Source organism: Tabrizicola sp. YIM 78059, from assembly GCF_004959785.1.
Classification (GTDB): Bacteria; Pseudomonadota; Alphaproteobacteria; order Rhodobacterales; family Rhodobacteraceae; genus Tabrizicola; species Tabrizicola caldifontis.
On the sequence record NZ_SJZH01000013.1, the window covers coordinates 78,575 to 103,647 of the forward strand.

27 protein-coding genes and 1 pseudogene are annotated in these 25,073 nt (G+C 66.7%); 14 read left to right on the forward strand and 14 right to left on the reverse strand.

Annotated features, from left to right (window positions below; translation table 11 throughout):
• Positions 1 to 2 precede the first annotated feature (2 nt).
• Both nth and EZM81_RS15240 read left to right on the forward strand, forming a co-directional pair.
• Entirely contained in the window at positions 3 to 647 is a 645-nt protein-coding gene (nth, locus tag EZM81_RS15235; protein ID WP_135448288.1) for an endonuclease III, read from the forward strand.
• Positions 644 to 1,627, forward strand: coding sequence for an adenosine kinase (locus tag EZM81_RS15240; protein ID WP_135448286.1), 984 nt, complete (start codon positions 644 to 646; stop codon positions 1,625 to 1,627). Before nth ends, EZM81_RS15240 begins: the two co-directional genes overlap by 4 nt.
• A gap of 10 nt (positions 1,628 to 1,637) precedes the next feature.
• Here the strand turns inward: EZM81_RS15240 and argE are convergent, their stop codons facing one another.
• Positions 1,638 to 2,792 (reverse strand): acetylornithine deacetylase, encoded by a 1,155-nt coding sequence (gene argE / locus EZM81_RS15245; protein WP_136646293.1) that lies wholly within the window; start codon positions 2,790 to 2,792, stop codon positions 1,638 to 1,640.
• 68 nt (positions 2,793 to 2,860) lie between these two features.
• A complete protein-coding gene (locus EZM81_RS15250; protein WP_136646294.1) occupies positions 2,861 to 3,226 on the reverse strand; it encodes a hypothetical protein in 366 nt (121 codons plus the stop codon).
• Between the two features lie 37 nt (positions 3,227 to 3,263).
• Between EZM81_RS15250 and EZM81_RS15255 the strand changes: the two genes are divergently transcribed.
• From EZM81_RS15255 to EZM81_RS15265, 3 genes are all read left to right on the forward strand, one after another.
• Complete coding sequence (locus EZM81_RS15255) at positions 3,264 to 3,629, forward strand: hypothetical protein (RefSeq protein WP_169052388.1); 366 nt, start codon at positions 3,264 to 3,266, stop codon at positions 3,627 to 3,629.
• Positions 3,630 to 3,742: 113 nt separating this feature from the next.
• Positions 3,743 to 4,417, forward strand: a complete 675-nt coding sequence (locus EZM81_RS15260) for a hypothetical protein (protein ID WP_136646296.1) — start codon at positions 3,743 to 3,745, stop codon at positions 4,415 to 4,417.
• Positions 4,418 to 4,433: 16 nt separating this feature from the next.
• Positions 4,434 to 5,252: a hypothetical protein gene (locus tag EZM81_RS15265; protein WP_136646297.1), complete on the forward strand. Its 819-nt coding sequence runs from the start codon at positions 4,434 to 4,436 to the stop codon at positions 5,250 to 5,252.
• Between the two features lie 124 nt (positions 5,253 to 5,376).
• Here the strand turns inward: EZM81_RS15265 and EZM81_RS15275 are convergent.
• The 5 genes and pseudogenes from EZM81_RS15275 to EZM81_RS15295 form a co-directional block, all read right to left on the reverse strand.
• Positions 5,377 to 6,192 (reverse strand): annotated as a pseudogene (locus EZM81_RS15275) (serine protease).
• A 61-nt stretch (positions 6,193 to 6,253) separates the two neighbouring features.
• Positions 6,254 to 6,991 carry a hypothetical protein gene (locus tag EZM81_RS15280; protein WP_169052389.1) on the reverse strand — a complete coding sequence of 246 codons (738 nt, stop codon included), beginning with the start codon at positions 6,989 to 6,991 and terminating at the stop codon, positions 6,254 to 6,256.
• Complete coding sequence (locus tag EZM81_RS15285; RefSeq protein WP_136646301.1) at positions 6,928 to 7,641, reverse strand: hypothetical protein; 714 nt, start codon at positions 7,639 to 7,641, stop codon at positions 6,928 to 6,930. The genes EZM81_RS15280 and EZM81_RS15285 overlap by 64 nt, the downstream gene beginning before the upstream one ends.
• Positions 7,584 to 8,069, reverse strand: a complete 486-nt coding sequence (locus EZM81_RS15290; protein ID WP_169052390.1) for a caspase family protein — start codon at positions 8,067 to 8,069, stop codon at positions 7,584 to 7,586. Before EZM81_RS15290 ends, EZM81_RS15285 begins: the two co-directional genes overlap by 58 nt.
• 159 nt (positions 8,070 to 8,228) lie before the next feature.
• The gene (locus EZM81_RS15295) at positions 8,229 to 10,163 is read right to left on the reverse strand and encodes a lytic transglycosylase domain-containing protein (protein ID WP_248298238.1); all 1,935 of its coding nucleotides are present in this window, start codon (positions 10,161 to 10,163) and stop codon (positions 8,229 to 8,231) included.
• Between the two features lie 136 nt (positions 10,164 to 10,299).
• Here EZM81_RS15295 and dapA point away from each other — a divergent pair, with 136 nt between their 5' ends.
• Positions 10,300 to 11,172, forward strand: coding sequence for a 4-hydroxy-tetrahydrodipicolinate synthase (gene dapA / locus EZM81_RS15300; RefSeq protein WP_136646303.1), 873 nt, complete (start codon positions 10,300 to 10,302; stop codon positions 11,170 to 11,172).
• Between the two features lie 72 nt (positions 11,173 to 11,244).
• Here dapA and EZM81_RS15305 read toward each other — a convergent pair whose 3' ends face one another.
• Genes EZM81_RS15305 through EZM81_RS15315 form a run of 3 tightly spaced genes read right to left on the reverse strand, consistent with a single transcriptional unit; the run spans position 11,245 to position 13,237 of the window.
• Positions 11,245 to 12,450: an MFS transporter gene (locus tag EZM81_RS15305; protein ID WP_248298239.1), complete on the reverse strand. Its 1,206-nt coding sequence runs from the start codon at positions 12,448 to 12,450 to the stop codon at positions 11,245 to 11,247.
• 37 nt (positions 12,451 to 12,487) lie between these two features.
• Positions 12,488 to 12,679 (reverse strand): DUF1127 domain-containing protein, encoded by a 192-nt coding sequence (locus EZM81_RS15310; RefSeq protein WP_135448260.1) that lies wholly within the window; start codon positions 12,677 to 12,679, stop codon positions 12,488 to 12,490.
• A gap of 15 nt (positions 12,680 to 12,694) precedes the next feature.
• A complete protein-coding gene (locus EZM81_RS15315) occupies positions 12,695 to 13,237 on the reverse strand; it encodes a Chromate resistance protein ChrB (RefSeq protein WP_136646304.1) in 543 nt (180 codons plus the stop codon).
• A 214-nt stretch (positions 13,238 to 13,451) separates the two neighbouring features.
• Between EZM81_RS15315 and EZM81_RS15320 the strand changes: the two genes are divergently transcribed.
• Entirely contained in the window at positions 13,452 to 14,480 is a 1,029-nt protein-coding gene (locus EZM81_RS15320; RefSeq protein WP_136646305.1) for a proline racemase family protein, read from the forward strand.
• Positions 14,481 to 14,562: 82 nt separating this feature from the next.
• Positions 14,563 to 15,423 carry a DMT family transporter gene (locus EZM81_RS15325; RefSeq protein ID WP_256371630.1) on the forward strand — a complete coding sequence of 287 codons (861 nt, stop codon included), beginning with the start codon at positions 14,563 to 14,565 and terminating at the stop codon, positions 15,421 to 15,423.
• Between the two features lie 21 nt (positions 15,424 to 15,444).
• On the opposite strand, the gene rlmH is transcribed toward EZM81_RS15325, so the two are convergent.
• From rlmH to EZM81_RS15340, 3 genes are all read right to left on the reverse strand, one after another.
• Complete coding sequence (rlmH, locus tag EZM81_RS15330) at positions 15,445 to 15,915, reverse strand: 23S rRNA (pseudouridine(1915)-N(3))-methyltransferase RlmH (RefSeq protein WP_136646306.1); 471 nt, start codon at positions 15,913 to 15,915, stop codon at positions 15,445 to 15,447.
• Positions 15,915 to 16,244, reverse strand: a complete 330-nt coding sequence (gene rsfS / locus EZM81_RS15335; protein ID WP_135448454.1) for a ribosome silencing factor — start codon at positions 16,242 to 16,244, stop codon at positions 15,915 to 15,917. Before rsfS ends, rlmH begins: the two co-directional genes overlap by 1 nt.
• A gap of 261 nt (positions 16,245 to 16,505) precedes the next feature.
• On the reverse strand, positions 16,506 to 17,087 hold the full coding sequence (locus tag EZM81_RS15340; RefSeq protein WP_136646307.1) for a heme-binding protein: 582 nt from the start codon (positions 17,085 to 17,087) through the stop codon (positions 16,506 to 16,508).
• Positions 17,088 to 17,321: 234 nt separating this feature from the next.
• Between EZM81_RS15340 and leuC the strand changes: the two genes are divergently transcribed.
• The 5 genes from leuC to leuB all read left to right on the forward strand — a co-directional run bounded on the left by leuC (position 17,322) and on the right by leuB (position 22,904).
• Complete coding sequence (gene leuC, locus EZM81_RS15345) at positions 17,322 to 18,737, forward strand: 3-isopropylmalate dehydratase large subunit (protein ID WP_136646308.1); 1,416 nt, start codon at positions 17,322 to 17,324, stop codon at positions 18,735 to 18,737.
• 95 nt (positions 18,738 to 18,832) lie between these two features.
• A complete protein-coding gene (leuD, locus tag EZM81_RS15350) occupies positions 18,833 to 19,438 on the forward strand; it encodes a 3-isopropylmalate dehydratase small subunit (RefSeq protein ID WP_135448247.1) in 606 nt (201 codons plus the stop codon).
• Positions 19,439 to 19,862: 424 nt separating this feature from the next.
• Positions 19,863 to 20,672 (forward strand): hypothetical protein, encoded by an 810-nt coding sequence (locus tag EZM81_RS15355; protein ID WP_135448452.1) that lies wholly within the window; start codon positions 19,863 to 19,865, stop codon positions 20,670 to 20,672.
• A gap of 8 nt (positions 20,673 to 20,680) precedes the next feature.
• Positions 20,681 to 21,739, forward strand: a complete 1,059-nt coding sequence (locus EZM81_RS15360; protein WP_371685760.1) for an endonuclease/exonuclease/phosphatase family protein — start codon at positions 20,681 to 20,683, stop codon at positions 21,737 to 21,739.
• Positions 21,740 to 21,797: 58 nt separating this feature from the next.
• Positions 21,798 to 22,904, forward strand: coding sequence for a 3-isopropylmalate dehydrogenase (gene leuB, locus EZM81_RS15365; protein WP_136646309.1), 1,107 nt, complete (start codon positions 21,798 to 21,800; stop codon positions 22,902 to 22,904).
• A 95-nt stretch (positions 22,905 to 22,999) separates the two neighbouring features.
• Here leuB and EZM81_RS15370 read toward each other — a convergent pair whose 3' ends face one another.
• Positions 23,000 to 24,556 (reverse strand): Na/Pi cotransporter family protein, encoded by a 1,557-nt coding sequence (locus tag EZM81_RS15370; protein ID WP_136646310.1) that lies wholly within the window; start codon positions 24,554 to 24,556, stop codon positions 23,000 to 23,002.
• A 132-nt stretch (positions 24,557 to 24,688) separates the two neighbouring features.
• Between EZM81_RS15370 and EZM81_RS15375 the strand changes: the two genes are divergently transcribed.
• Positions 24,689 to 25,073, forward strand: a 385-nt coding sequence (locus EZM81_RS15375; RefSeq protein ID WP_371685761.1) for an EamA family transporter, incomplete at its 3' end; no start/stop codon positions are given.

Consider the following 25,073-nt stretch of genomic DNA (forward strand, 5'->3'; position numbering starts at 1 on the left):
GCATGGTCCAGCAGCTTCCCTACGCCACCCTGAAGCGGATCTTCGCGCGCTTCGCCGAGATCGAGCCCCATCCGAGGGGCGAGCTTGAACACGTAAATGCCTTCACCCTGCTGGTCGCCGTGGCCCTGTCGGCACAGGCGACGGATGCGGGTGTGAACAAGGCCACGCGCCGGCTGTTCCAGATCGCCGACACACCGGAAAAGATGCTGGCCCTGGGCGAAGAGGGACTGATCGAACACATCAAGACGATCGGCCTTTACCGGAACAAGGCGAAGAACATCATGCGCCTGTCCCGCCTGCTGATCGAGAACTTCGGCGGCGAGGTGCCGTCCTCGCGCGCGGCGCTGACCACATTGCCGGGTGTAGGCCGCAAGACGGCGAACGTGGTGCTGAACATGTGGTTCCACCACCCCGCTCAGGCCGTGGATACGCATATCTTCCGAGTCGGAAACCGCACAGGCATCTGCCCCGGAAAGGATGAATTGGCCGTCGAACGCGCGATCGAGGACAACGTGCCGGTCGAATACCAGGCCCATGCCCACCACTGGCTGATCCTGCACGGGCGGTATATCTGCACAGCGCGCAAGCCGAAATGCGGCATCTGTCCGATCCGCGACTGGTGCCAATACGAGGAAAAGACTGAATGAAAACCTATCAGGTCGTGGGCATCGGCAACGCCATCGTCGATGTGTTCTGTTCTGCAGATGACAGTTTTCTGGACCTGATGGGCATTCAGAAGGGCATCATGCAGCTGGTCGAACGCGAGAGGGGCGAACTTCTTTACGGCGCGATGACCAACCGCCAGCAGGCGCCCGGCGGGTCGGTGGCCAACACGCTGGCCGGTCTTGGCAACCTTGGCCTGACCACCGCCTTTATCGGCCGCGTCCACGACGATGCCCTGGGCCGTTTCTACGCCCGCACCATGGCCGAGGAGGGCACGGATTTCGTCAACCCGCCCGTGCCGGGCGGGGAACTGCCCACTTCGCGCAGCATGATCTTCGTCAGCCCCGACGGCGAGCGGTCGATGAACACCTATCTCGGCATCTCCTCCGAACTCGGCCCCGAGGATGTGTCGGACGAGGTGGCCGGCCGGGCCGAGATCCTGTTCCTGGAAGGCTATCTTTATGACAAGCCCAAGGGAAAGCAGGCCTTCGAACGCGCGGTGCAGCTTTGCCGCGCTGGCGGCGGCAAGGCCGGCATCGCACTCAGCGACCCGTTCTGCGTCGATCGCCACCGCGACGATTTTCGCCGCCTGGTCAGGACGCTGGATTATGTGATCGGCAACGAACACGAATGGTGTTCGCTGTATCAGGCCGATCTGTCCACCGCCCTGGAACAGGCCGCAGCAGATGCCGGGCTGGTCGTCTGCACCAGGTCCGGCCACGATGTCATCGTTGTGCGCGGGGATGAGGAAGCCGTGGTGCCGGTCAACCGCGTGGTGCCGGTCGATGCAACCGGCGCGGGCGACCAGTTCGCCGCCGGCTTCCTTTATGGCCTGGCCACCGGGCAGTCGCTGGCCACGGCCGGCCGGATGGGCTGTGTCGCCGCCGCCGAGGTCATCAGCCATTTCGGCGCCCGACCAGAGACTGACCTGAAGGCGCTGTTCAGGAAAGAGGGCCTCATCTGACCGTTTCGGGTCAGATGCCCGCCTCAAGCCGTCCGATCAGGGTGCCCAGCATCGCCCGACAGCGATCAAGCTGTTCCATTGTCACGAATTCGTCGGGCTTGTGACCCTGCGCCATCGAGCCGGGCCCGCAGATCACCGTGGGGATACCAAGGCGCTGGTCGAAAAGCCCGCCTTCGGTGCCGAAGGCCACCTTGATCGTGCCGTTCGCCCCGGTCAGCCCCTTGACGAAATTGACCACCGCCGCATCCGAGGGCGTGCCGAGGCCGGGGTAATCCCAAAGCCGCTCGATCCGGATCGCGGCCTCGGGGAAGTCGGCCCGCAGGGGCGCGACGATCGCTTCGGCCTCGGCCTCCAGCCGGGCAATCAGCGCGCCCACGTCCTCTCCCGCCAGAGACCGGATCTCGAAATCCAGTGTGGCTTGGTTCGGCACGATGTTCACCTGCACGCCACCCGCCATCTTGCCGACATGCAGGGTCGTGTAGGGCACGTCATAGTCGCCATCGCGCAGGCCCGTCGCCGCCACCTCGGCCTGCACCCGCCGCACCGCGCCCAGGAAATCCGCCGCCAGATGCAGCGCGTTCAAGGCCAGCGGCGCCAGCGCCGAATGCCCCTCGCGCCCCGTGCAAGTAGCCCGCAGGGCGACCTTGCCCTTGTGGCCGGTGGCGACCTGCATCCCCGTCGGCTCGCCCACGATGCAGAACCGGGGCTTCACCGGCGCCGCCGCCAGCATGTCGATCAGGCTGCGCACGCCCATGCAGCCGATTTCCTCGTCATATGACAGGGCCAGATGCAGCGGCACCTTCAGCGGGCGCTTCGCGGCCAGAAGCATCGCCTCTACCGCGCAGGCAACGAATCCCTTCATGTCCGCAGTGCCGCGCCCGTAAAGCCGGCCGTTGGCCTCGGTCAGGGCGAAGGGCGGATGCGTCCACGCCTGACCCTCGACCGGGACCACGTCGGTATGACCCGACAGCATCACGCCACCCATTCCCTCTGGCCCCACGGTGGCATGAAGATTCGCCTTCCCGCCCAAGGCATCGGGGATCAGAACGGCCGGCACACCCGCCCCGGCCAGCAGATCCTTCACATAGCCCATCAGCGCCATGTTGGGCTTCGCGCTTACCGTGTCGAAGCCGATCAGTCGGTCGAGGATATCTTTGCTTTGCATGGGCGCCTCCTGTGCCCTGCTAGCGCGAAGTCCCCTGCGACGGAAGGGGCAGGAGGCTTGCCCGGCCGCTACCCGGGACAAACCGATCCCGGCAACATGCCGTCAGTGTCATTGCCAAGCAGTCTGTTTCGATGCCCGATTTCCCGCAGCTGGCCATTGCACTTCCGGCAGCCATGCCGATCATGCTGCCTGCCCCGGCACATGCCGAAGACCCTGCCATGCCCGGCCCCGTGGCGACGGTTGACCTTGCGACACGGCTTCATGCCCATGCGTTTGCTGCCGATGACGCGCTTGCGGTCGTGGTGGTCTTCCACCTTGCGCAGGCCGTCGCTTTGCGGGAGGCCCCCGATTGGCACCGCACCACCGAGGATGCCGACGGCACCCAGACAGTCTTTGCCCGACTGCCACCCGCAAAGCAGCACGAGATCGCGCAAGACGCGAGCCGCCCCTGGAAAGCCGAATTTTCGCTGATTGATCTCTGGAGTCTGGACGGGCAGCATCGAGACTTTCGCCTGCGATCTTGCCGGCGATGGCCCCCTCTTGCCGGTTCTGATCAGCGGCGCCTTGGCAGAAGCCACGCGGGGCAGGATCGGCGGGTCGAACCGGCACGTCGTGAGGATCGGTCCGCCAAGGCATGATATCTGGCGGATTCCCTTCGCCGGGCAGGCGCGCGCCGAGGTCGGAGCGTTCGGCGACGGCATGGGCGCGCTGGTCTGGAAGGTGACCGATGCCGAGGGCTTCCCGATCTGCATGGACATCTTGTCGGAAGGTCCGCTCCACTGCGGTTTTGACCTGCCAGAGGATGCCCTCCATTTCGGCACGGTGATTGCAGGGTGAACATGGAAAGCGGCTATCTTCTTGTCACGAACCGACATCCTGGTGCCTGAAAATTCCAGGCAGGCGGCGTTCCCGCCTTGCCGCCGTGCGCCCGCTTTGCGACAGTCGCGACCATGCCGCGCCGCCTCTTTCCTGTCCTTCTGCTTCTGGCCCAACCTGCGCTTGCCGAGGGGCCGAACCTCTCGTCCGCTGCGCAGGGCGAACCGGGCAGTGCTGCGCAACTGGTGCTGGCGCAGCGCCTGCATGACCATGCCATGCAGCATGGCGATGTTCTGGCCCTGATCGCCGCGATCCGGCTTGCGCGGGGGGTAAGCCTGCGCCCCGCGACCGGCTGGGAAATGGCCCCCGCCCCCGAGATTGCGCCCGATGCCCCACAGGGTGCTCTGGCGGCGCCGGATCCGGGTGGAGAGGCCGCCTTGAGCATCGCGCGCAACCTGGCGATCGACGATCCGGATTTGCAGGATCTGGTCTATGACCTCGATGCCCAGTTGCCGCGGGCCGCGCCACATACGGCCGTCGAGGCGCGCGCCAACCTTGGCCCCGGTCAGACGCAGGACTGGCGCCTGCCCCTGTTCGGAGAAGTTGCAGCCGAAATCGCGCTGATCGGTGACGGCGATGGCGTGCTGTCGCTGACCATCGCAGACGAAGACGGCGCCACGGTCTGCGTTTATCCCCCGAGCCATGAGCCGCTGCTCTGCCGCCTGACCCCAGCGCGCAACGGGTTCTTCACCGCCACCATTCGCAACGCCGGCGACACGGTGAACAGCTACCGGCTTGTCGGGAACTGAAGCGCGTGACGCAAAGATGACACTGAAATTCCTTTACGCTGCCCTTGCCGCCACCGCGCTTGTCGCGCTGGCCGTGCCAACGATCGCCCAGGACAAGACCGGCACGAACGCCGGTCCGGCCGCCGAAGGCGCCGTCCCCGGCGCTGCTGCCACAATGGCCCTTGCGCAGGAGCTCTATGTCGTTGGCGTCGCACAGGGCGACGCAGTGACCGTGCTTGCCGCGGCAAAGCTCGCTGCCTCGGTGGAGGTGACAACTACAGAGGCCGGCACCCTTGACCCTGCCGCCATCACTTTCCGCGAGGGTGATCAGAGCACCTTCCGCAAGAAGGCCGCGCCCGCCGCCCCGGCCGCCCCGGCGCCGATGATGAACGACGAGATGCGCCGCGCGGCCAAGGCCAGCTTCTTCAGCGCCACCACCGATGATGACGGCGCCGCCGATGCCCCGGTGACCGCCGATGCCATGTTCGCCAAGGCCAGGGCACTCGCCGGCGACGACGAGGCGATGCAGCGCCTGATCGATGCCGCCATGGCCGAGGGCTCGCGCGGGCGGATCGGCGGGGCGGTGCAGTGGCTGTCGCGCCTGCCCGCTGGCATGACCGATGTCTGGGAGATTCCGTTCTATGGCAATTCCTACGCCGAGGTGGCGGTCGTGGGCGATGGCGATGCGAACCTCGATGTGGCGATCACCGACGAGAACGGCAACGTGATCTGCTATGATGTCAGCTGGTCTGACAAGCTTTACTGCGACTGGACGCCGGCCTGGGACGGGTATTTCTACATCACCGTCCAGAACGGCGGCCGGGTGCGCAACAGCTATTACCTGATGACGAACTGATCAGCCCCGCCGTGCTTGGCGCGCTGCCCTCAGGCGGGCGGGTCGGGGGTTCGCTGCGATCACCTCGTTCAGCCGGGACACGAACTTCGATACGTCCGTATAGGCCGACAACAGCGCCGTCTCGTCACAGCCGCGGCCGGTTGCGGCGGTCAGGCCCCAGCTGACGATCCCGGCCTGGATGTAGTACCCATCCTCCAGCGGGAACGAACAGCGGGCCTCCGGAATCGCCGCTGCAGCTGGTCCTGCCGCCTTCGAACGTGCCCAAGCAGATCAGGTTCTCGCTCATCGGTTAAGGGGCTTGCGCCAGCAGTTCGTCCCAGACCGCATAGGCATCGTCCTCGCCCACACCAAGGGTCTGTGCGGCGAAGGCAAAGCCGCCCGTCGCTTCCTCGGCCCTCGCCTCCAGCAGGGCCGCATTGCAGAGGTTGCGGTGCAGGATCTGGATCTGCGCCTGCCGCAGCTCGGGCGAGGGGCGGGCACCCTCCTGCAGGCCCCAGCCGGTGACGATGGTCGTCACGCCCTGCCGGTTCAGCAGGCTGCCATATTCGGCATCTGGCACCTCGATGGTCTTGTCGGGCACGCCGGGCGCCCGGGCCAGCTTGATCAGCGCGATGTCGAAGTCGAATATGTCCGGCGCATACGAGGGATGGCGGAACTCCGCCTCGACCGGAATCGGATCGCCCTTGCCGGGCGCCAGTGCGCTGGTGCCGGCAAGCACAGAAAACTCGTCCGGCCGCAGGTCGGAAAAACCTCCGTCTCGTTCCTGAATGTGGATGCAATGGGCAGCGGTCAGCACCCACTGGTCCAGCACCAGGCTGCCGCCGCAGAACTGGCTTTCCGCCCCGACCGCGTCGGCGACGATCAGCGCCACCTGCCAGGGCCAGGCGCCTTCGGCTGCCACTTCGCCGCCGATCACCTTGGCGCCGGAAGCGTCCTGCATCGTTGCGCGCGTCGCCTTGCCGCCTTACTTTGCAAAGGCATAGGGCGAGACAGTCACGTCTTCATCCGGCGACGGGAAGGGCGCGTCCCCGGCCCGGAGTGCGGTTGCGGTTGTCGGGTTCCAGCCGATCCTCCAGCCACAGTGTCAGGGCGTCGGCACCGGCAAGGTCGCGCGTCGCGCCGGGCGCGGCCAGATGCGTCAGGTCAACGCGCGGGGCATCGGGATCGACCGGGACAGCCAGAACCCAGATCTCCTCGAGCCCCGGGGTGCTGCCGGGTTCGATCATCAGGCTGACGCGGCAGCTTTCGCCGGGGGCCAGACGGTTGACCGGATTGCGCACCGGCCAGATCGGTCGCACCAAGAAGTCGGCAGAGAAATAGAGTACCGTCACGTCCTGTGCCTTGCCGCCGGTGTTGGTCAGCGTCAGCCACAGCTGGTCGCAGGGTGCCACGCCCTGTGCCGGGTCGTGCGGGGTGGGGGCGGCAACCGTGCCGCAGTCGCCTGCATCCGCGCGGCGTTCGATGGCAGTGGTCACCGGCACCGTTCCGGTCAGGCTGCGGCCGGCAGCCCCGCCCAGCAGCTTTCGCAGGCGCAACCCGTGCGCAGCCCGATCCTGCATCCGCGCCATGGCTTGTGCCGGGGTTTCGCCATCCAGCGCTACCATCCGGGGGGACGATCCCGCCCTGGCCGGGTCCAGCACGCCATCGGCCCCGGCCAGGGCAACGGCGCCCCCGGTCAGGATCGGCACCAGGTCGGGCGCAGGCCCCGGGGAGATGGTGCGGCGACAAGATCGGTCCATAGGGCGCCCTCCGGCGCCTCACCCGTCAGCCGGGCTGCGCGGGCCGAGACCCCGGTCACCAACATCACCGCCAGCGGCTTTCCCCCCGCCGGGCCAGCGTAAAGCGCGACCTCGGCACCCTCGGCCAACCCGTCCAGCAGGTCTGCGGCCAGTGCATCGCCCGCGCCCCTCCATCGCGCAGCGCCCAGCCCCTGGCCGAAGACCTGCGCTTCCAGCAGCGGGCCCTCGCCTTCGGGCATCTGCCGGGCCGGTCTCCGCACCATCCCCTCGCGCGTGGCGGCCAGCACCTGGGCCCAGCTGGCCTCGGGCACCTCGCGCAGGGTTCGGGCCAGTTGCAGGGTGAACTCGCCATGCCAGGTGACGCCATCTGCCAGCGGGTATTCGTAAGACCGCTGGTCGGATTGCGATGAGTCAAGGACGCCGAACTCTCCGCTCAGCGGTGGCAGGGGTCGGCCGGGTGCGGGCACTGCATCGTCCGGGATGCCAAGCTGCGCCTCGTCAACAAACCGCGTCACACCCGCACCGCCGACGGCCCGAAAGCCGGTGCCCGAATGGCGCGCGTCGATCAGGCCGATGACCCGCACCCCCTGGCTCAGCGCGGCCTGTGCCCAGGTCTGCAACTCGTCGTCCAGAATCGCGTTTTCGACCATGCCGAGCGCCCCCTTCCAGCCCGCGGCGTCAGCGGACAGCAGGATCTTTCAGGGCCGCCGCCTTCGTCACCCGACATGTCTGGCGCCTGGGCGCCGTGGCCCGAGAAATGGAAGACCAGCGTATCACCCGGGCCGGATTCGGCAGCAGCGGCATCGAGTGCGGCCATGATCTCAGACCTGGTTGCCGCGCCGACCACTTCGCCCCGGGGCAGGCCGGTCGGATCGGTGGGCAGCATACGTGTCGCCCCCGGGGCGACGCCGCGCGCGATCAGTGTCTCGGCCATCAGGCGCACATCATTGGGTGGGCCCCGCAGATCGGCATCGAGCAGGGCATGGTCGCCAACCCCGGACAGCACCGCGCGTATCTCGGCAAGGGCCGGAGAGGCCAGAAACAAGGGCAGGATCAGGCCGGTTGCGCGCGCCAACATGGCTGGGCAGGGTAGCCCTGCGGCCCCACCCCGCATACCCTGCGATGCGGATGGCTGAATTTGTCGGGCCTGCGCCCTGAACGCGGAATTCTGGAAGAATTCCGCCCGGAGCCTGCACAGGCTCCAGCCCGATTTCTTCGAAGAAATCGGCGCCCGGCCCTAGCCTTTCAGTTCGGACGTGATCCTGACCGGCCCGACCGCGCCCTTCAGCTTGGCGCGGTAGATGACCACGCCTTCGGCCACCCGCATCACATAGGTCCGCGTCTCGGCGAAGGGGATCGACTCCACCCAGTCGACCACATCGACATCCGGCCTGCGGGGATCGCCGAATTCCTGGATCCAGCGGCGCGGGCGGCCAGGACCGGCATTGTAGCCCGCAGCGATCAGGGCAATCGACGGCCCGAACTCGGCCACCATCTCGGCCAGATATGCCGCGCCCACAGTCACGTTGTAGGCCGGATCGCTGGTAAGCTTGCCGTCCTTGTGTTCCAGCCCCAGCTTTCCGGCCATCAGCCTGGCGGTGCCGGGCAGCACCTGCATCAACCCCCGCGCATCGGCGGCGGACCGCGCCAGAGGGTCGAACTCGCTTTCCCGCCGCGCGATTGCCAGTGCCAGTGCCCGGCTGACCTTCAGCCCGTCGGGCACGAAGGCCGGAATGGGGTAATAGGCGCGTGGCAGGATCAGCCCGCGTTCCGCGGCCGCCTTGCCGACCAGCACCGCAAGATGCGGCTCGCCCCAGTCGGTTACCATGTCGGCCATCTGCGCCAGCCCCGTGGCGTCCTGGCTTTCGGCAAGATGCAGCAGGAACCGCTTGGCAAGGCCCAGCTCGCCCGCCTTGCGCAAGAGCTCGGCCGCCTCCATGACCGAGGACTTGCGGAACCCGGCTTCATTCCAGTCGGGTGCGCGGCCATTTGACAACAGGCCCGCATCAAGGCTGAGCCCCAGCCGTTCCGCCGCCAGAAGCCCGTAATAGGCCGTCTGATGCGCCGCAGCCGCACGGTAGCTCGCGCTGCCGTCCTGTCCTGCGGCCTCTTTGGCGCGACCGATCCAGTAATGCGCGCGGGCCAGGCTGATCGGGGTCTTCACGCCCGCCAGAAGATGTTCGAAATGCCGCAGCGCGGTTTCGGGGTCGTTCAGCCTGCGCAGCGCGATGAAGCCCGACAGGAATTCCAGGTCGGCATAGGCCGAACTGCCCGCCCCCTGCGGCAGCCAGTGGCGCGAGGCCACCTTGTAGGCCTCGGCCGGGCGGCCCTGCCGCATCAGCCAGCGCGTCAGGATCGCGCGGCGTTCGGCCCAGGCTTCGGGGCGACCCAGGGCCTCGGCACTTGCCGAGCGTTCCAGGATCAGCGGCAGCGCGTCATCGTAAAGGTCTCGCTTCATCCGCCAGATGAAGCGGTCGAAGGCCAGTCCCGCGTCGCCCTTTCGCGCGGCGGGCACGGCCTCGATCACCTGCGTCACACCTGGCGTTTCTGCCTGAAGCGCGATCCGTGCCCTTGCCAGTGCCTGCAGATCCTTGCCAACGCGGGGCAGCATCCGTTCCGCCTCGCCCCGCCTGCCCGCCCACAGCAGGTTGTCCAGCCGCAACTCATGCGTGAAGCCCACCGCTTCGGGTGCAAGGGCCAGCAGTGCGGCCTCGTCCTCGGCCGAAAAGGGCAGCTCTGCCCAGGCGCGCATCGCCTCGGTCTCGGCATCGGCCATCCGGCCCTGCGACTGGAGCGCGCGCACATAGGCCAGCGCGCCCTTGCCGGTGCGGGGCGGGTTCCCCTTGAACCAGCCGATCACACGGCCAGCGTCCTGGGACCGCGCCACGGCCTCTTCGCCCTTCTCGCGCAGCAGCGCGAGGCCGGGCCAGTCCGGCCGGCGGGCCAGGAAATCCTCATACTCGCCCAGTCGCCCTTCGCCTGCGCGCAGCCTCTGCCACAGGATCACGTCGCGCCCGACGCCCAAGGGCGCCACGGCCAGCGCGCCGTCCCAGTCCTTGCTTGCGGCGACCTGCAAGGCGGTGCGCATGGCCTGCACGCTGTCGGCTTGCGCCGGCATGGCCAGAAGCGCCAGCGCCAGAAGCGCCGCGCCAAGGTGTTTCTTGCCTGTCATGGTCTGGAATCTGCCTGATCGGGCCGCAGCCGACAACCCACGACTGCGTCAGCGGGCGGAGTCTTGGCTTTGACCCGGCCAGCGGCTATGAGTCGCGCGCAGTCGGGCAATTCCGCCCCATCACAGGAGAAGCGTCATGATCAGAGGGTCCCTTCCAGCCCTGGTGACGCCGTTCAAGAACGGCGAACTCGATCTGGTGACGCTGAAGAAACTGGTGGACTGGCACATTGCCGAAGGGTCGCACGGGATCGTTCCGGTGGGAACCACGGGGGAAAGCCCGACGCTCAGCCATGCCGAGCACCAGAAGGTGATCGAGGAAGTCGTGGCTGCCGTTGCCGGCCGGGTGCCAGTGATCGCGGGGGCGGGGTCGAACAACACGGTGGAAGGGATCAGCCTGATCCGCCATGCCGAGAAGGTGGGCGCCGATGCGGCCCTGGTTGTCACGCCCTATTACAACAAGCCCACCCAGGCCGGCCTGATTGCGCATTACACCGCGCTGCATGATTGCTGCACCCTGCCCATCATCATCTACAACATCCCCGGCCGGTCGGTCATCGACATGACACCCGAGACGATGGGCCAGCTGGCGAAGCTGCCGCGGATCATCGGCGTCAAGGATGCGACCGGCAAGATCGAGCGCGTCAGCCAGCAGCGCGCCGCCTGTGGCAAGGACTTCATCCAGCTGTCGGGCGAGGACGCGACCGCGCTGGGATTCAACGCCCATGGCGGGGTGGGCTGCATCAGCGTCACCGCGAACGTGGCTCCGAAACTCTGCGCCGAGTTCCAGGAGGCGACGCTGCGTGGGGACTATGCCAAGGCGCTGGAATACCAGGACCGGCTGATGCCGCTGCACGAGGCGATCTTCATCGAACCCGGTCTTGTCGGCGCGAAATATGCGCTGTCGGTGCTGGGGCTGTGCAGCGAAGAGGTGCGCCTGCCGCTTGTGGGCCTGACCGACGGGACCAAGGCGAAGATCAAGGCCGCGATGAAGCACGCCGGGCTGATCTGACCTGTCGCCGGCAGTGCCCGGTCAGCCTTCGCCTGTCGCGCGTCTGTCGGGCATCTGCGGGCGCAGTCAGGGTCAGTGCAGCCTGTTGCGCAGGGGAACAAGGCCAAGCGCGGCGATCAGGGCGAAGGCCGCGCCCGCAAGGAAGGTAGCCTCTGATCCCAGGCCCTGCCACAAGGCCCCCGCGATCACGCTGGCCATAAGCAGCGCGCCACCGGTGATCAGATTGAACAGGCCGTAGGCCGTGCCGCGCAGTTCGGCCGGAACGGCCTCGGCCACCAGCGCCGACAGCAGCCCCTGCGTCAGCCCCATGTGCAGCCCCCAAAGCGCAATGCCCAGACTAAGGGCCACAAAGCCGGAAGCCAGCGCCAGAACCAGATCGGCCGCGATCAGCAGGGCAAGCCCTGCCATCAGCAGGGTCGGACGGCTCATCCGGTCCGACAGAACCCCGGCCGGCCAGGCCGACAGTGCATAGACCGCGTTCATCCCGACCAGAACCAGCGGAATCAGCATCAGCGACAGACCCAGTTCTTCCGCCCGCAGAATCAGGAATGCCTCGGAAAATCGCGCCAGGGTGAAGACCGTCGCCACCGCGACGACCGCCCAGTACATCCCGCCCAGAAGCCGCAATTCGGCCCGCGAAAGGGGGTTGCGCACCTTGCGCAGCCCTTCGGGCCGCGCAGGCTCCTGCACGGCAAACAGGATCAGGCCAAGCGCCAGGAAGGCCGGAACCACCGCCACCCAGAAGACGGACTGGAAGTCGTTGGCAAAGACCCACATCAGGGCGATGGCCAGAAGCGGGCCCAGAAAGGCGCCAAGCGTATCCAGAGATTGGCGCAGGCCGAAGGCGGCCCCGCGGCGTCCTTCCGGCGCCAGGTCGGCCACCAGCGCATCGCGCGGCGCCCCTCGGATGCCCTTGCCCACGCGGTCGATGAACCGGGCCGCCACCACCCAGCCGATCGAGGGCGCAAGGGGAAAGACCGGCTTGGTCACGGCGGCCAGACCGTATCCGATCGCTGCCAGTTCCTTGCGGCGGCCGATGCGATCGGACAGGGCGCCGGAAAATACCTTGGTGATTGCCGCCGTCGCCTCGGCGATGCCTTCGATCACCCCCACCGTCAACGCCGTCGCGCCAAGGCCCACGGTCAGATAGACCGGAAGAAGCGCGTGGATCATCTCGGACGAGACATCCATGAGCAGCGACACGAAGCCCAGGGCCCAGATGCCCGCCGGCAACCCCCGCCAGGGAGAGGGGGACTTGTCTGCCATCGTCTCTGCCATTGCGGCCTCCTGCGTCTGGATGTCCCGCCGGGGAAGATCAGTTATGCCGCCGGGCTTCTGCCTCGGCGCGGCTTACGCCGATATCTGCGAGCATCCGGTCTTCCAGCCGGGCCAACGCCGCCCGCTGGCGCTGGCGGTCGGCCCAGGCCAGCAGGCCGGATGGCACAGGCTTGAACAGCTCTGGCGGAAAATGCGGAAAGAAGGCACCGGGGGATCTGGTCGTCTGCATGCCCATCTTCCTTCGTCAGCCGTTTTCGCCCTTCGCGTCGAAGACACGCCGGGCATAGTCGTCCAGCGCCGCTTCGCAGCCTTTCAGCCGTGCGGCTGCCTCTTCGGCGCGCGCGGCCCCGTAGAAATCAAGCTTCGCGATCTTCTCGAGCCAGCCCTGAAGCTTTTTCAGATCGACGTCATTTTCTTCCAGTTCGGCATAGCTGTAGTGGCCGGCAGCTATTTCCTTGGCCACCTCGCGCTCGAAGTCGTCGCACTTGTCGATGAATTCGGCATAGGCTTCGTCGCGTTCGGCCCTGAAGCGCGCCACGACCTTTGCCTCTTGCGCGTGGTCCAGGGCCGCAGTCTGCAGGATCACGCTTTCGCCCCCGGCTTCGGCGATGTCGTTCTCGACAATCTTCAGCCGACGGACATGATCATCTGTGCGCGGCAGGACGCAGACACCGTTCTGAAGATATACCGCGCCCATTCCCTTCAGCTTCCGCCAGATCGCGATCCGCCTTGCCGAGGGTTCGGCGGGAACCTTGTAGGTCATCAGGAGCCAGGTGATCGCATTCATGCGCACGTTCATAATGTAGCGATGGTTACAAAGCAAGAGTGCGCCTTGACTGCCACGATCCAGACCCGCTTCCCTTGCCGGTCAGGCAGAGGAACCGGCGGCCCGGGCCACGGCAGCGCCGCTTGCGATATATGATGGCGCATCGCAGGCAACGTGCCGGTGCTTGCGAATTCCGCCCCGCCCGCGCACCTTGTGCGCCACCAAGGGGGGCACCATGCGCAGCAGCAAGACGATTCACGTGATTTCGGCCCATGCCGAGGGCGAGGTCGGCGATGTCATCGTGGGCGGTGTCGCCCCGCCGGCTGGCGCGACGCTATGGGAAATGCGCGAAGCGCTGTGGCGCGACCAGAGCCTGCGCAACTTCGTTCTGAACGAACCGCGCGGCGGGGTGTTCCGGCATGTGAACCTTCTGGTGCCACCAAAGGATCCGCGCGCGCAGATGGGCTTCATCATCATGGAACCCGAGGACAACCCGCCCATGTCAGGGTCCAACTCCATCTGCGTCTCCACGGTGCTTCTTGACAGCGGCATCCTGCCGATGACCGAGCCTGTGGCGCACATCACGCTGGAGGCGCCGGGCGGCCTTGTCACCGTCCGCGCCGATTGCCGGAACGGCAAGGCCGAACGAATCCATGTCCGCAACCTGCCGTCCTTTGCCGACCGGCTGGGCGTGCCGCTGGAGGTGCCGGGCCTGGGCCGGCTGACGGTGGACACCGCCTATGGTGGCGACAGTTTCGTGGTCGTGGACGCGGCCGCGCTTGGCTTTTCCCATGCGCCCGAGGAAGCCCATGCCATGGCGAAACTGGGGGTAGAGATCACCCGGGCCGCCGACGCGCAGCTTGGCTTCTGCCACCCCGAGAACCCGGACTGGCGGCATTTCTCCTTCTGCCTGTTCGCCGGACCTCTGACCCGCGTTGCCGATGGGTGGGAGACGAGCCATGCCGTCTCGATCCGGCCGGGCAAGATCGACCGCTCGCCCACCGGGACGGCGGTTTCGGCGCGGCTGGCGATCCTGGCCGCGCGCGGGCAGATCGGGGCGGGAGAGGTCTTGCGCGCGCGCTCGCTGATCGGCGGGCAGTTCGAGGGGCGAATCGTCGGCGCGGCGAAGGTCGGCGATCTGGACGCCATCCTGCCCGAGATTTCGGGCCGCGCCTGGATCACGGGGACACACCAGCACATGCTGGATCCCGCAGACCCCTGGCCTGAAGGCTATCGGCTGTCCGACACCTGGGGCGCGCGGTGACCTCGTCGGCAAGGCGAGCCGAATCCGTCATCTACCAGTTGCATGCCGCCGACGGGGGCAGGCCGCGTCCAAGGGGGTGTCCTTGCCTCTGACCGACAATCAGCGCGGCGCACTGTTCATGACGGCCTCGATGGCGGGTTTCGCCGTCGAGGACGTCTTCGTGAAGGCTGCCGCGCAAAGCCTGCCGCTGGGCCAGGTTCTGCTGACCATGGGTCTTGCGGGCATGGTCGTCTTCGCGGCCATGGCCCGGCTCCAGGGCGAGACGTTTCTGCCGCGGGCCTTCCTGTCGCGCGCGATGCTGATCCGTTCGGCCTTCGAGGTGACGGGGCGGCTGTTCTACGGCCTTGCGATCACGCTGACGGCTCTTTCGACCACCTCTGCCATCCTGCAGGCCGCGCCGCTTGTGGTGGTTGCAGGGGCTGCACTGTTCTTTGGTGAAAGGGTGGGCTGGCAGCGCTGGGTTGCGGTGCTGACCGGCTTTGCCGGTGTGCTGATCATCCTGCGGCCGGGAACCGGCTTCTCGGCCCTCTCCCTTCTGGCGGTGGTCGGGCTTCTGGGGTTTGCCGGGCGCGACCTTGCCACGCGGGCAGCCCCCAGGGGATTGTCAAACCGCCAGCTTGGCGCGCTGGGCTTTGCCATGCTCGCGGTGGCAGGCGCAGTCCTGCTGGCGATTTCGGGCGGGGCAAGGTTGCCCGACCCGGCAACGGCCGGGCAACTGGCTGCGGGCTCTGCCTTCGGCGTCCTCGGCTACCATGCCCTGACCCACGCCATGCGCACCGGCGAGGTATCCGCCGTCACGCCCTTCCGCTACACGCGCCTTGTCTTCGCCATGCTGCTGTCCATGGCCCTGTTTGGTGAACGCCCCGACCTTGCCACATGGGTCGGCACGGGGCTGGTCGTGGGCTCGGGCCTGTTTGCGCTGGCCCGCAGGCAGGGGGCCTAGGTCGGACAGCCTGCGCCAGTTTCACGCCCGGTGATAGGGAAGCCCCGCCATAATTGTGGCCGCCCGATACAGCTGCTCTGCCAGCATCACGCGGACCAGCATGTGCGGCCAGACCATGCGACCAAAGCTGATCACAAGGTCCGCGCGTGTGCGAAGCGCAGGGTCCACGCCGTCCGCCCCGCCGATCACGAAGGCCACGTCCTGCCGCCCGCCATCGCGCCAGCTGGCAAGTGCCTGCGCGAACTCCGGACTGGAGAGCAGCTTCCCGCGCTCGTCCAGCACGCAGAGGGCGGCTCCATCGGGAATCGCCCGGGCCAGAAGCGTCGCCTCTGCCGCCATGCCGCCGCCGCGCCTGTCCTCCACCTCGTGCTCGGCGACCGGCCCAAGTCCCAGGGGGCGGCCCGTGCGCTCCAGCCGTTCCACGTAATCGTCGACCAGACTACGCTCTGGCCCCGTCCGCAGACGGCCCACGGCGCAAAGGTGCAGCTTCATCAGGCCTGCGCGCTGCGGGTGGCGCCGGCGGGCAGCCACATCTTTTCCAGCTGGTAGAACTCGCGCACTTCGGGGCGGAAGACATGGACGATCACGTCGCCCGCATCGATCAGCACCCAGTCGCCTGTCTCTTTCCCTTCCATGCGGACGGAAATCCGCATTTCCTGCTTCAGCCGGTCGGCCAGCTTTTCGGAGATCGAGGCCACCTGACGCGAGGACCGGCCCGAACAGATTACCATGTAGTCGGCCACATCGGACCGGCCGCGCAGATCGATCTGCACGATGTCTTCGGCCTTGTCGTCGTCAACGGATTTCAGGACCAGGGCCAGCACGTCTTCGGATGCTGGCCTTTCGGCGGCAGGCGGGGCGGCGGGCGCCGGGCGCGGGCCGACCGGCAGGCCGGTGGCAGGATCGGAATGCGACAGGACAGGGTCCTCCAGAATGCGCGCGGTCCATCAGGCCCCCGCGCCGGGCCATGGCAAAAGACTAGCACCGCAAGGGCGCAATCTCAACCGAAGGCGCGCGCCTACGCCCTATTCCGCCGCAGCGCAAGGCCCTTTGCCGCTTTCCGCCCCGATCGGGAGTCTGGGTCAGCGGATGGTGAAGGCCACCTCGTTCCGCCGCTTCCACGGCAGGGTCATGGGCGCGTCGTAGAAATAGTAGTGCGGCCCGGCCAGGATGGTGAGGCCCGCGCCCTCGATCCAGGCCCGCAGCGCCTTGGCCCGGGCGGCAAGGTCGTCGGTGCCGGGCACGCCCGAGAACCGTTCCACCACCTGCCTTGACGGCCCGGCCTGCACGAAGCGGATCCGGTCGTCGCGCGGCGCAGGCAGGGTGTCCGCCGTGAAGCGTGCGGGCATCATGAAGCTGACCACCCAGTGGTCGGTCTCGGGCTTCTGCGCCACCGGCACGGTCATGGCGATCTTCTCGCCCGACGCATTCCCGCCGAAGATGTAGCCAGCCAGGATGCGAAAGCCAGTCTGGATCGCCCCCTGCCGTCCACCCGCCACGCGGACCTCGGCCAAAAGATGCGGGCCATAGACGCGGATTTCCCGCGTGCCAGCCACCTGTTCGACCCGATAGGGCGGCATCTCATGGCCCTTGTGGGTCTGTTCGGCCCTCGCCGTTGTTCCCATCGCACTCCCCAGAACCAGGGCCAACACCGCCAGTCGCATCGCCGCACCTTCGCTTTCGCGGGAACCTAGCTTGCCTGAAACGGATTTCGAGGGTATAGGGCGCCCATGTCCGGGTTCATCTACTTCAACATCACCGATCATGCGCGGCTTCCGGCCCGCTTCTTCGGCATGACCCGCTCGATCCTCGCCCGGCTTTGACCCCGGCCCGTGGCGCGTGAACGACCGCGCCGATCTGCGACCTTCCGACCGCCATCCCAAGAACAGGTGAGAGCCATGGCTCCTCGTACGCTTTACGACAAGATCTGGGACGACCATGTCGTCCATCAGGCCGAGGATGGCACCTGCCTCCTCTACATCGACCGCCACCTCGTCCATGAAGTGACCAGCCCCCAGGCCTTCGAGGGTCTGCGCATGGCCGGGCGCAAGGTCCGCGCGCCGGAAAAGACCATCGCGGTGCCCGACCACAACGTGCCCACGACGCTCGGTCGGGAAAACCCCGACCAGATGCCCGAGGAAAGCCGCATCCAGGTGGCGGCACTCGACAAGAACGCCAAGGACTTCGGGATCAACTACTATCCCGTGACCGACATCCGCCAGGGCATCGTCCACATCGTCGGCCCCGAACAGGGCTGGACCTTGCCGGGCATGACCGTGGTCTGCGGTGACAGCCATACCGCGACGCACGGGGCCTTCGGGGCGCTCGCCCACGGGATCGGCACCTCCGAGGTGGAACATGTGCTGGCCACCCAGACGCTGATCCAGAAGAAATCCAAGAACATGAAGGTCGAGATCACCGGGTCGCTGCGCCCCGGCGTCACGGCCAAGGACATCACCCTGTCGATCATCGGCCATACCGGCACGGCGGGCGGCACCGGCTATGTCATCGAATACTGTGGCCAGGCGATCCGCGAGCTGTCGATGGAAGGCCGGATGACCGTCTGCAACATGGCGATCGAGGGTGGCGCCCGCGCGGGCCTGATCGCGCCGGACGAAAAGACCTTCGAATACATTAAGGGCCGGCCCCATGCGCCCAAGGGGGCGAAGTGGGAAGCCGCGCTCGCCTACTGGAAGACGCTCTACACCGACGAAGGCGCGCATTTCGACAAGGTGGTGACCATCCGCGGCGAGGACATCGCCCCGGTCGTCACCTGGGGTACCTCGCCCGAGGACGTGCTGCCGATCACCGGCGTCGTGCCGGACCCCGAAAGCTTCACCGGCGGCAAGGTCGAGGCCGCTCGGCGGTCGCTGGACTACATGGGCCTCAAGCCCGGCATGAAGCTGACCGACATCGAGATCGACACGGTGTTCATCGGGTCCTGCACCAACGGCCGGATCGAGGACCTGCGCGCGGCGGCCGAAATCCTGAAGGGCCGCAAGATCAAGGTGAAACGGGCGATGGTCGTCCCCGGCTCGGGTCTGGTGCGGGCCCAGGCCGAGGAAGAGGGCCTGGCGCAGATCTTCATCGACGCGGGCTTCGAATGGCGGCTTGCGGGTTGTTCCATGTGCCTGGCGATGAACCCCGACCAGCTTGCCCCCGGCGAACGCTGCGCGGCGACCTCGAACCGCAACTTCGAGGGCCGGCAGGGCCGCGGCGGGCGCACGCACCTCATGAGCCCCGCGATGGCTGCGGCGGCGGCCGTCACGGGCCGTCTGACCGACGTGCGCGAACTGATGGGCGAGATGGTCTGACCGGTGGCTCCTCTGCCCTGTGCGGTCCTTCCCGCCGTGCCGGGCAAGGACCGCACGGGAGGGGCAAGCGGTCTCTGACCCTAAGGATTGGAAAAATGGACAAATTCACCACCCTGACCGGCATCGCGGCGCCCATGCCGCTGGTCAACATCGACACCGACATGATCATTCCCAAGCAGTTCCTGAAGACCATCCAGCGGTCGGGACTTGGCAAGAACTTGTTCGACGAGATGCGCTATACCCCAGACGGCAAGGAAATCCCTGATTTCGTGCTGAACCAGCCGGCCTATCGCAAGGCGCAGATCCTTGTGGCGGGTGACAACTTCGGGTGCGGATCCAGCCGTGAACATGCCCCCTGGGCGCTGCTGGATTTCGGCATCCGCTGCGTCATCTCGACCAGTTTTGCCGACATCTTCTACAATAACTGCTTCAAGAACGGGATCCTGCCGGTGGTGCTGCCCCCCGAGGCGGTCGCGCATCTGATGGAGGACGCAAGGAAGGGCGAGAACGCCCGGATCACCGTTGATCTGGAAGCGCAGACCGTGACGGCCTCGGATGGGACCACCTTTCATTTCGATGTCGACCCGTTCAAGAAGCACTGCCTGCTGAACGGCCTGGACGACATCGGCCTGACCCTTGAAAAGGCCGCCGCCATCGACGCCTACGAGGCAAAGGCCGCAACATTGCGTCCCTGGGTCTGACGCCTGACACTGATCGTGCAGGGAAGGGCCCTGCACGATTCGCAGATGATTCTACAGGCGGGCTGATACACCAGACCGCACCATGGCGCAGGGCAAGCCTTGGCCGACCCTGTTCGCATGGCAGTGGGCGGTCGCGCTGCGGATCATTCTGCGGCCCGGATGCAACTGATCCTGATGTCAGAAAAAGTCGGCAAAGAGTTGCTGATTGACCCAGAAATGGCCACAAAGCATTGGTTTCCTCTAGCAAACACGTTCCGAATCGGCTGTGGCAGGGGGAAGCTTGATCAGGATCGAGACACTGCGGGAAAACATGCGCGGCGCAGCGGATGCCAGGCTCCGGCTGCGCTTCGTGTCATCGATCGAAGGCGCGGCGCGCACCTGGCTGAACCGGGCAACCGGGGCCGCGGTTCGTGCGTTCCTTGTCATGGTCGTCATCGTGATGCCGTCGGTCGTGCTGCCCGGCGTCGGCACCGACACGAAGCAGATCGTCGCGCTGATGGCTCTTTTTGCCGGAACGCTGGTCTTCATCGAATACAATGCGGTCTATCCCAGTCTGGTCGAATTCCGCGACGGCGCGCCGTTCAACCGCATCCGCTATCTGATGCTTTTCGCCATCATCCTGTTCCTGTCGATCATCGTTGCTGACCGCGAGGATCCGACGACGGTGTCCAGGCTCTTCCACGCATTGGGCATGGTGATTGGCGAGGCGCTCGATTTTCCCTATTCCCCGGTGCGTCTGGCAACCTACATGCTTGCAGACAACGCAACGGTCGAGCAGGTGACGCAGGTGCGCACCGCTGCCGGCACGGCCTATCTGGTTTCGTTGATCTCGCTGGCGATATTCGTGATCGTTCTGAAGATCGCGGGATGGCCCAGAACCAAGAGCGCTTTCAACGTCTGGGTCAACCTGCCCACCTTCGAGCCGACGGCCGGTGGCGATGTGGTTGACAGGCTGGAGCGGGACGCGCGGGTAAATCTTGCGATCGGCTTCCTTCTGCCGTTCCTGGTGCCCGCACTGATTGCTGTCCTGTCGTCGGGGCTTCCGGCAAGCACGATCACCTCGCCACAGACGCTGATCTGGACGATGGCCGCCTGGGCTTTCCTGCCCGCAAGCCTTCTGATGCGCGGGGTCGCCATGGCAAGGGTTGCCGACATGATCCGGGTGAAGCGCGACCTGAAGATGGCCGCTCAGGGAACCGACGGCGTGGATGCCGACGACGAAGGCGACCTCTGACGCCTGTGGTGCGTGCCTTCCTTTTCGCGATTCTTCTGTCCGTTCCTGCCGGAGCAGAGACCCTTAGGATCGCCACCTGGAATGTCGGGCTGGACCGCAAGGGTCCGGGACTTCTGGTTCAGGATATTGTGCGCGGCGAAGATCCGCAGATTGCGGCCGTGGTGCAGGTTCTCGCCGCGCTGAACGCCGATGTCATCCTGCTCACCTCGATCGATTACGATCGGGGCGGCGTGGCGCTGAACCTGCTGGCTGACCGTCTGGACGCCGCAGGCGCCCCCTATCCGCACCGATTTGCGCTTCGCCCCAATACCGGCATGCAGACCGGATTCGATGTCGATGGCAATGGCCGGCCTGGTGATCCCCGCGATGCGCAAGGCTTCGGCCAGTTCTCGGGCCAGGGCGGCATGGCCATCCTGTCGCGTCTTCCGGTCGATGCGGGGAATGCCCGCGACCATTCGGCCTTCCTTTGGCGCGATCTGCCCGACGCCCTGCTTCCCGACGCGGCCGACCCGGACCTGCTGGCGGTGCAGCGTCTGGCGACGACCGGGTTCTGGGATGTGCCGGTCCTGACCGATATGGGCCCGCTTCACCTGCTTGCCTTTCATGCAACGCCACCGGCCTTTGACGGACCCGAGGGCCGGAACCGCCGCCGCAACCATGACGAGGCCGCCTTCTGGCGCCACTATCTGACGGGTGGGTTGCCGATGGCCCCGCCCGAGGCGCCCTTCGTTCTGCTTGGCGACGCCAACCTCGACCCGGCCGATGGCGACGGCCTGCACGAGGGCATCCAGGCGCTGCTGGACCACCCGGCGGTTCAGGACCCGCAGCCCAGGGGCAATCATGGCAGGATCGAGCCCGAACACCATGGCGATCCGGCGTTGGATACCGCGATCTATGCCAGCCTGGGCGGGCTGAGGCTCGACTATGTGCTGCCGTCGGCCGGGCTGGCCATCGCCGGGTCCGGCGTTCTCTGGCCGGCTGATGACGAGCCGGTGGCCCACGTGCTGCGCGCGGCCTCGCACCACTACCCCGTCTGGGTGGATATCGTCGTGCCCGTGGAACCTTGACCCCGCCCTGCCCTTTGGCTAGGCCACGCGCGACCCAGTCCACGCAGTGAGCCGCATCATGTCCAACCCCTCTCTCCTCATTCTTGCCGGCGACGGCATCGGCCCCGAAGTCATGGCCGAGGTGAAGAAGATCATCGGCTGGATGGGTGACAGGCGCGGCATCCGCTTCGATGTCAGCGAGGATCTGGTCGGTGGCTGCGCCTATGATGCGCATGGCGTGCCCCTGACAGATGCCACGATGGCCAAGGCGCAAGCGGTGGATGCGGTGCTGCTGGGCGCGGTGGGTGGGCCGAAGTACGACAAGCTGGACTTTTCCATGAAGCCCGAGCGCGGCCTTCTGCGCCTGCGCAAGGAGATGGACCTGTATTCCAACCTGCGGCCCGCGCAATGCTTCGACGCGCTGGCCGATTTCTCGTCGCTGAAGCGCGAGGTGGTGGCGGGCCTCGACATCGTCATCGTGCGCGAGCTGACCTCGGGCGTCTATTTCGGCGAGCCGCGCGGGATCTTCAAGGAAGGCAACGAGCGGGTGGGCATCAATACCCAGCGTTACACCGAAAGCGAGATTGCCCGCGTGGCGCGGTCTGCCTTCGAGCTTGCGCGCAAACGGCGGAACAAGGTCTGCTCGATGGAGAAGGCCAACGTGATGGAATCCGGCATCCTGTGGCGCGAGGTGGTGCAGGAGGTGCACGACCGCGACTATCGGGATGTAGAGCTGTCGCACATGTATGCCGACAACGGTGCGATGCAGCTGGTGCGCTGGCCCAAGCAGTTCGACGTGATCGTGACCGACAACCTGTTCGGCGACATCCTGTCGGACTGCGCGGCGATGCTGACCGGATCCCTGGGCATGTTGCCCTCGGCCTCGCTGGGCGCTCCGATGGCAAACGGCCGGCCTAAGGCGCTGTATGAACCCGTGCATGGCTCGGCCCCCGACATCGCCGGCCAGGGCAAGGCCAACCCGATCGCCTGCATCCTGAGCTTCGCCATGGCGCTGCGCTACAGCTTTGACCTGGGCGACGAAGCGACCCGCGTCGAGAAGGCGGTGGAAAAGGTGCTGGCCGACGGCGTCCGCACGGCTGATCTGATGGGCCCCGAGGGCGGCACCCCGGTATCCACGTCCCAGATGGGCGACGCCATCGTCGCGGCACTGGACGCAAGCCTCTGAGGCAGACATAGGGCAGGCGGGGGCGCCTCCCCGCTGCCCTGTGTGCAGTTTCCGGGCAAGGGCCTGCGAGCGGATCACGAAGTTCCCGATCAGTCTCAGGTGGTCGGGCCCTCTGCGATTTCCCGGTAATGTGCGATGCGCTCGGCGTGATCAGCGACCCGATCCAGCCAGCGCAGGGCGTCGGTTTCGCGAAAGACGCCGGGAAGGTCGATGATCCCTGCATGTTCGCGAAGCATGGCCCCGCGCCGGTGCTGGCGGGCAAAGCCCTGCACGCGTTCCACCAGTCGCTGGGCCTGCCCGGGCCGCGGCCGCTTGCGCAGCGCCGCCGCCACCGCCCGCGCCGGCCGCGCCAGACGCGGACTGTCGGCCAGGTGGGCGATCCGCTCGTATTCGCGCGCGCGGGCGGACAGACGGGCAAGATGGTCGATCAGATGCATGAGCGCGGCCATGCGCGCCATCGCCTCGGGGCGGTCGGCGGGTATGCGCAGTTGCGAGATCCACCGTTCCAGGGCCTGCCTCGCCGGGTCCAGCTGCCCGGGCAGGGCTGCCAGCGGCCGAAGGTCGCGCCTGTCCGGCGGGGCAAGGGCCGCGCCTAGTGCCGCGCCTACGGCCTCGGCCATGGCGCCTGCGGTCCGTGCCGCGGCGTCCAGCGCCGTGCCGGTATCGGTCAGCAGTGCCGGATCCAGCGCCGCGGCAAGCGTCACCGGACGGTCCGGCACCAGCCGCTGCATGAGCGCGGCGAAGTGTTTGGTCAGGGGCAGGAAGACCAGCGTTCCGGTCAGATTGAAGGCCGTATGAAACAGGACCAGCGCCGTCTGGTCGTCACGGCCGATCAGCGTGGCGTGAAGCAGGGGCGAGATCATGTCCAGCAGCGGAAAGGCAATCAGCGCGGTGCCGGTATTGAACAGAAGATTTGCCAGCGCCGTCCGCCGCATCTCGACCCCGCCGCCAAGGCTGGCCAGAACCCCGGTCAGGGTCGAGCCGATGTTCATCCCGATCACCATCGCCGCAGCTTGCGCAAAGCTGATCGCGCCCGAACCTAGCAGAACCAGGGTCAGCGCCACCCCGGCGGAGGAGCTTTGCATGATGGCCGTCAGGCCAAGGCCAAGCGCCACCAGCATCAGTCGCCCACCCCAGCCATCATCCGGCAGGCGGTCGGGGGTGATCATTCCTTCCATTCCCGCCATCGAGGCCTGCATCAGGTCCAGCCCGATGAACAGCAGCGACAGCCCTGCCAGCATCCGCCCCCAACGCGCCAGCCTTCCCTCGCCGAAGATGCCGGTCAGCGCGGCAAGGAACAGTACCGGCAGCGCCAGAGTACCCAGCTTCATCTTGAAGCCGACCATGGCGACGATCCAGCCCGTCGCGGTGGTGCCGATATTTGCGCCGTAAAGGATGCCCAGCGACTGGGAAAAGCTCAGAAGCCCCGCGCCGACAAAGCCGATCGCCATCACCGTCACTGCGCTGGAGGACTGCACCAGACCGGTGATCGCCGCCCCGGTCAACACGCCGCGCAATGGCGTGCGGGTGATCCGCAGAAGCCATCGGCGAAGACGTTCTCCGGCCAGATCGCGCAGGGCGGCGGTCATCGTTTCCATCCCGAAAAGGAACAGACCGATACCGCCAAGAAAACCCAGGATTCCCCCTGTCATGGCGCGAAGGTGACTGAAGCGCGTGCGCAAGGCAAGCCATCCGGGCTTGAGGCACCCGGCCTATTCTGCCACAACCGGCGATAGCGCGAACGGCCCATCCGGCAAGGGTGCGGCAGCAACGGAAGTTCCGGCATGTCCGACAATCTGAAGGGCGCGGCCCTTTCTCTGGCCGCCTTCGGGGCCTATGCCACGCATGACGTGGTGGTGAAGCTTCTGGGCGAGGATTACACCGCCTTTCAGATCATGTTCTTTTCCGGCCTGATGGGCTTTCCGCTGGTCACGATGATGCTGATGGGTGACCGGCGGGACGGGACGCTGATCCCCCGCCATCCCTGGTGGTCGATCTTGCGGTCGGTTTCGGCGGTAGTGACGGGGGTAATGGGGTTTTTCGCCTTCTCGCAGCTGCCGATGGCCACCTGCTATGCGATCTTCTTCGCCATGCCGCTGCTCATCACGTTGATGGCCATTCCGATGCTGGGCGAGATGGGGTGGATGCCGCTCTCCCCTGACGGCATCG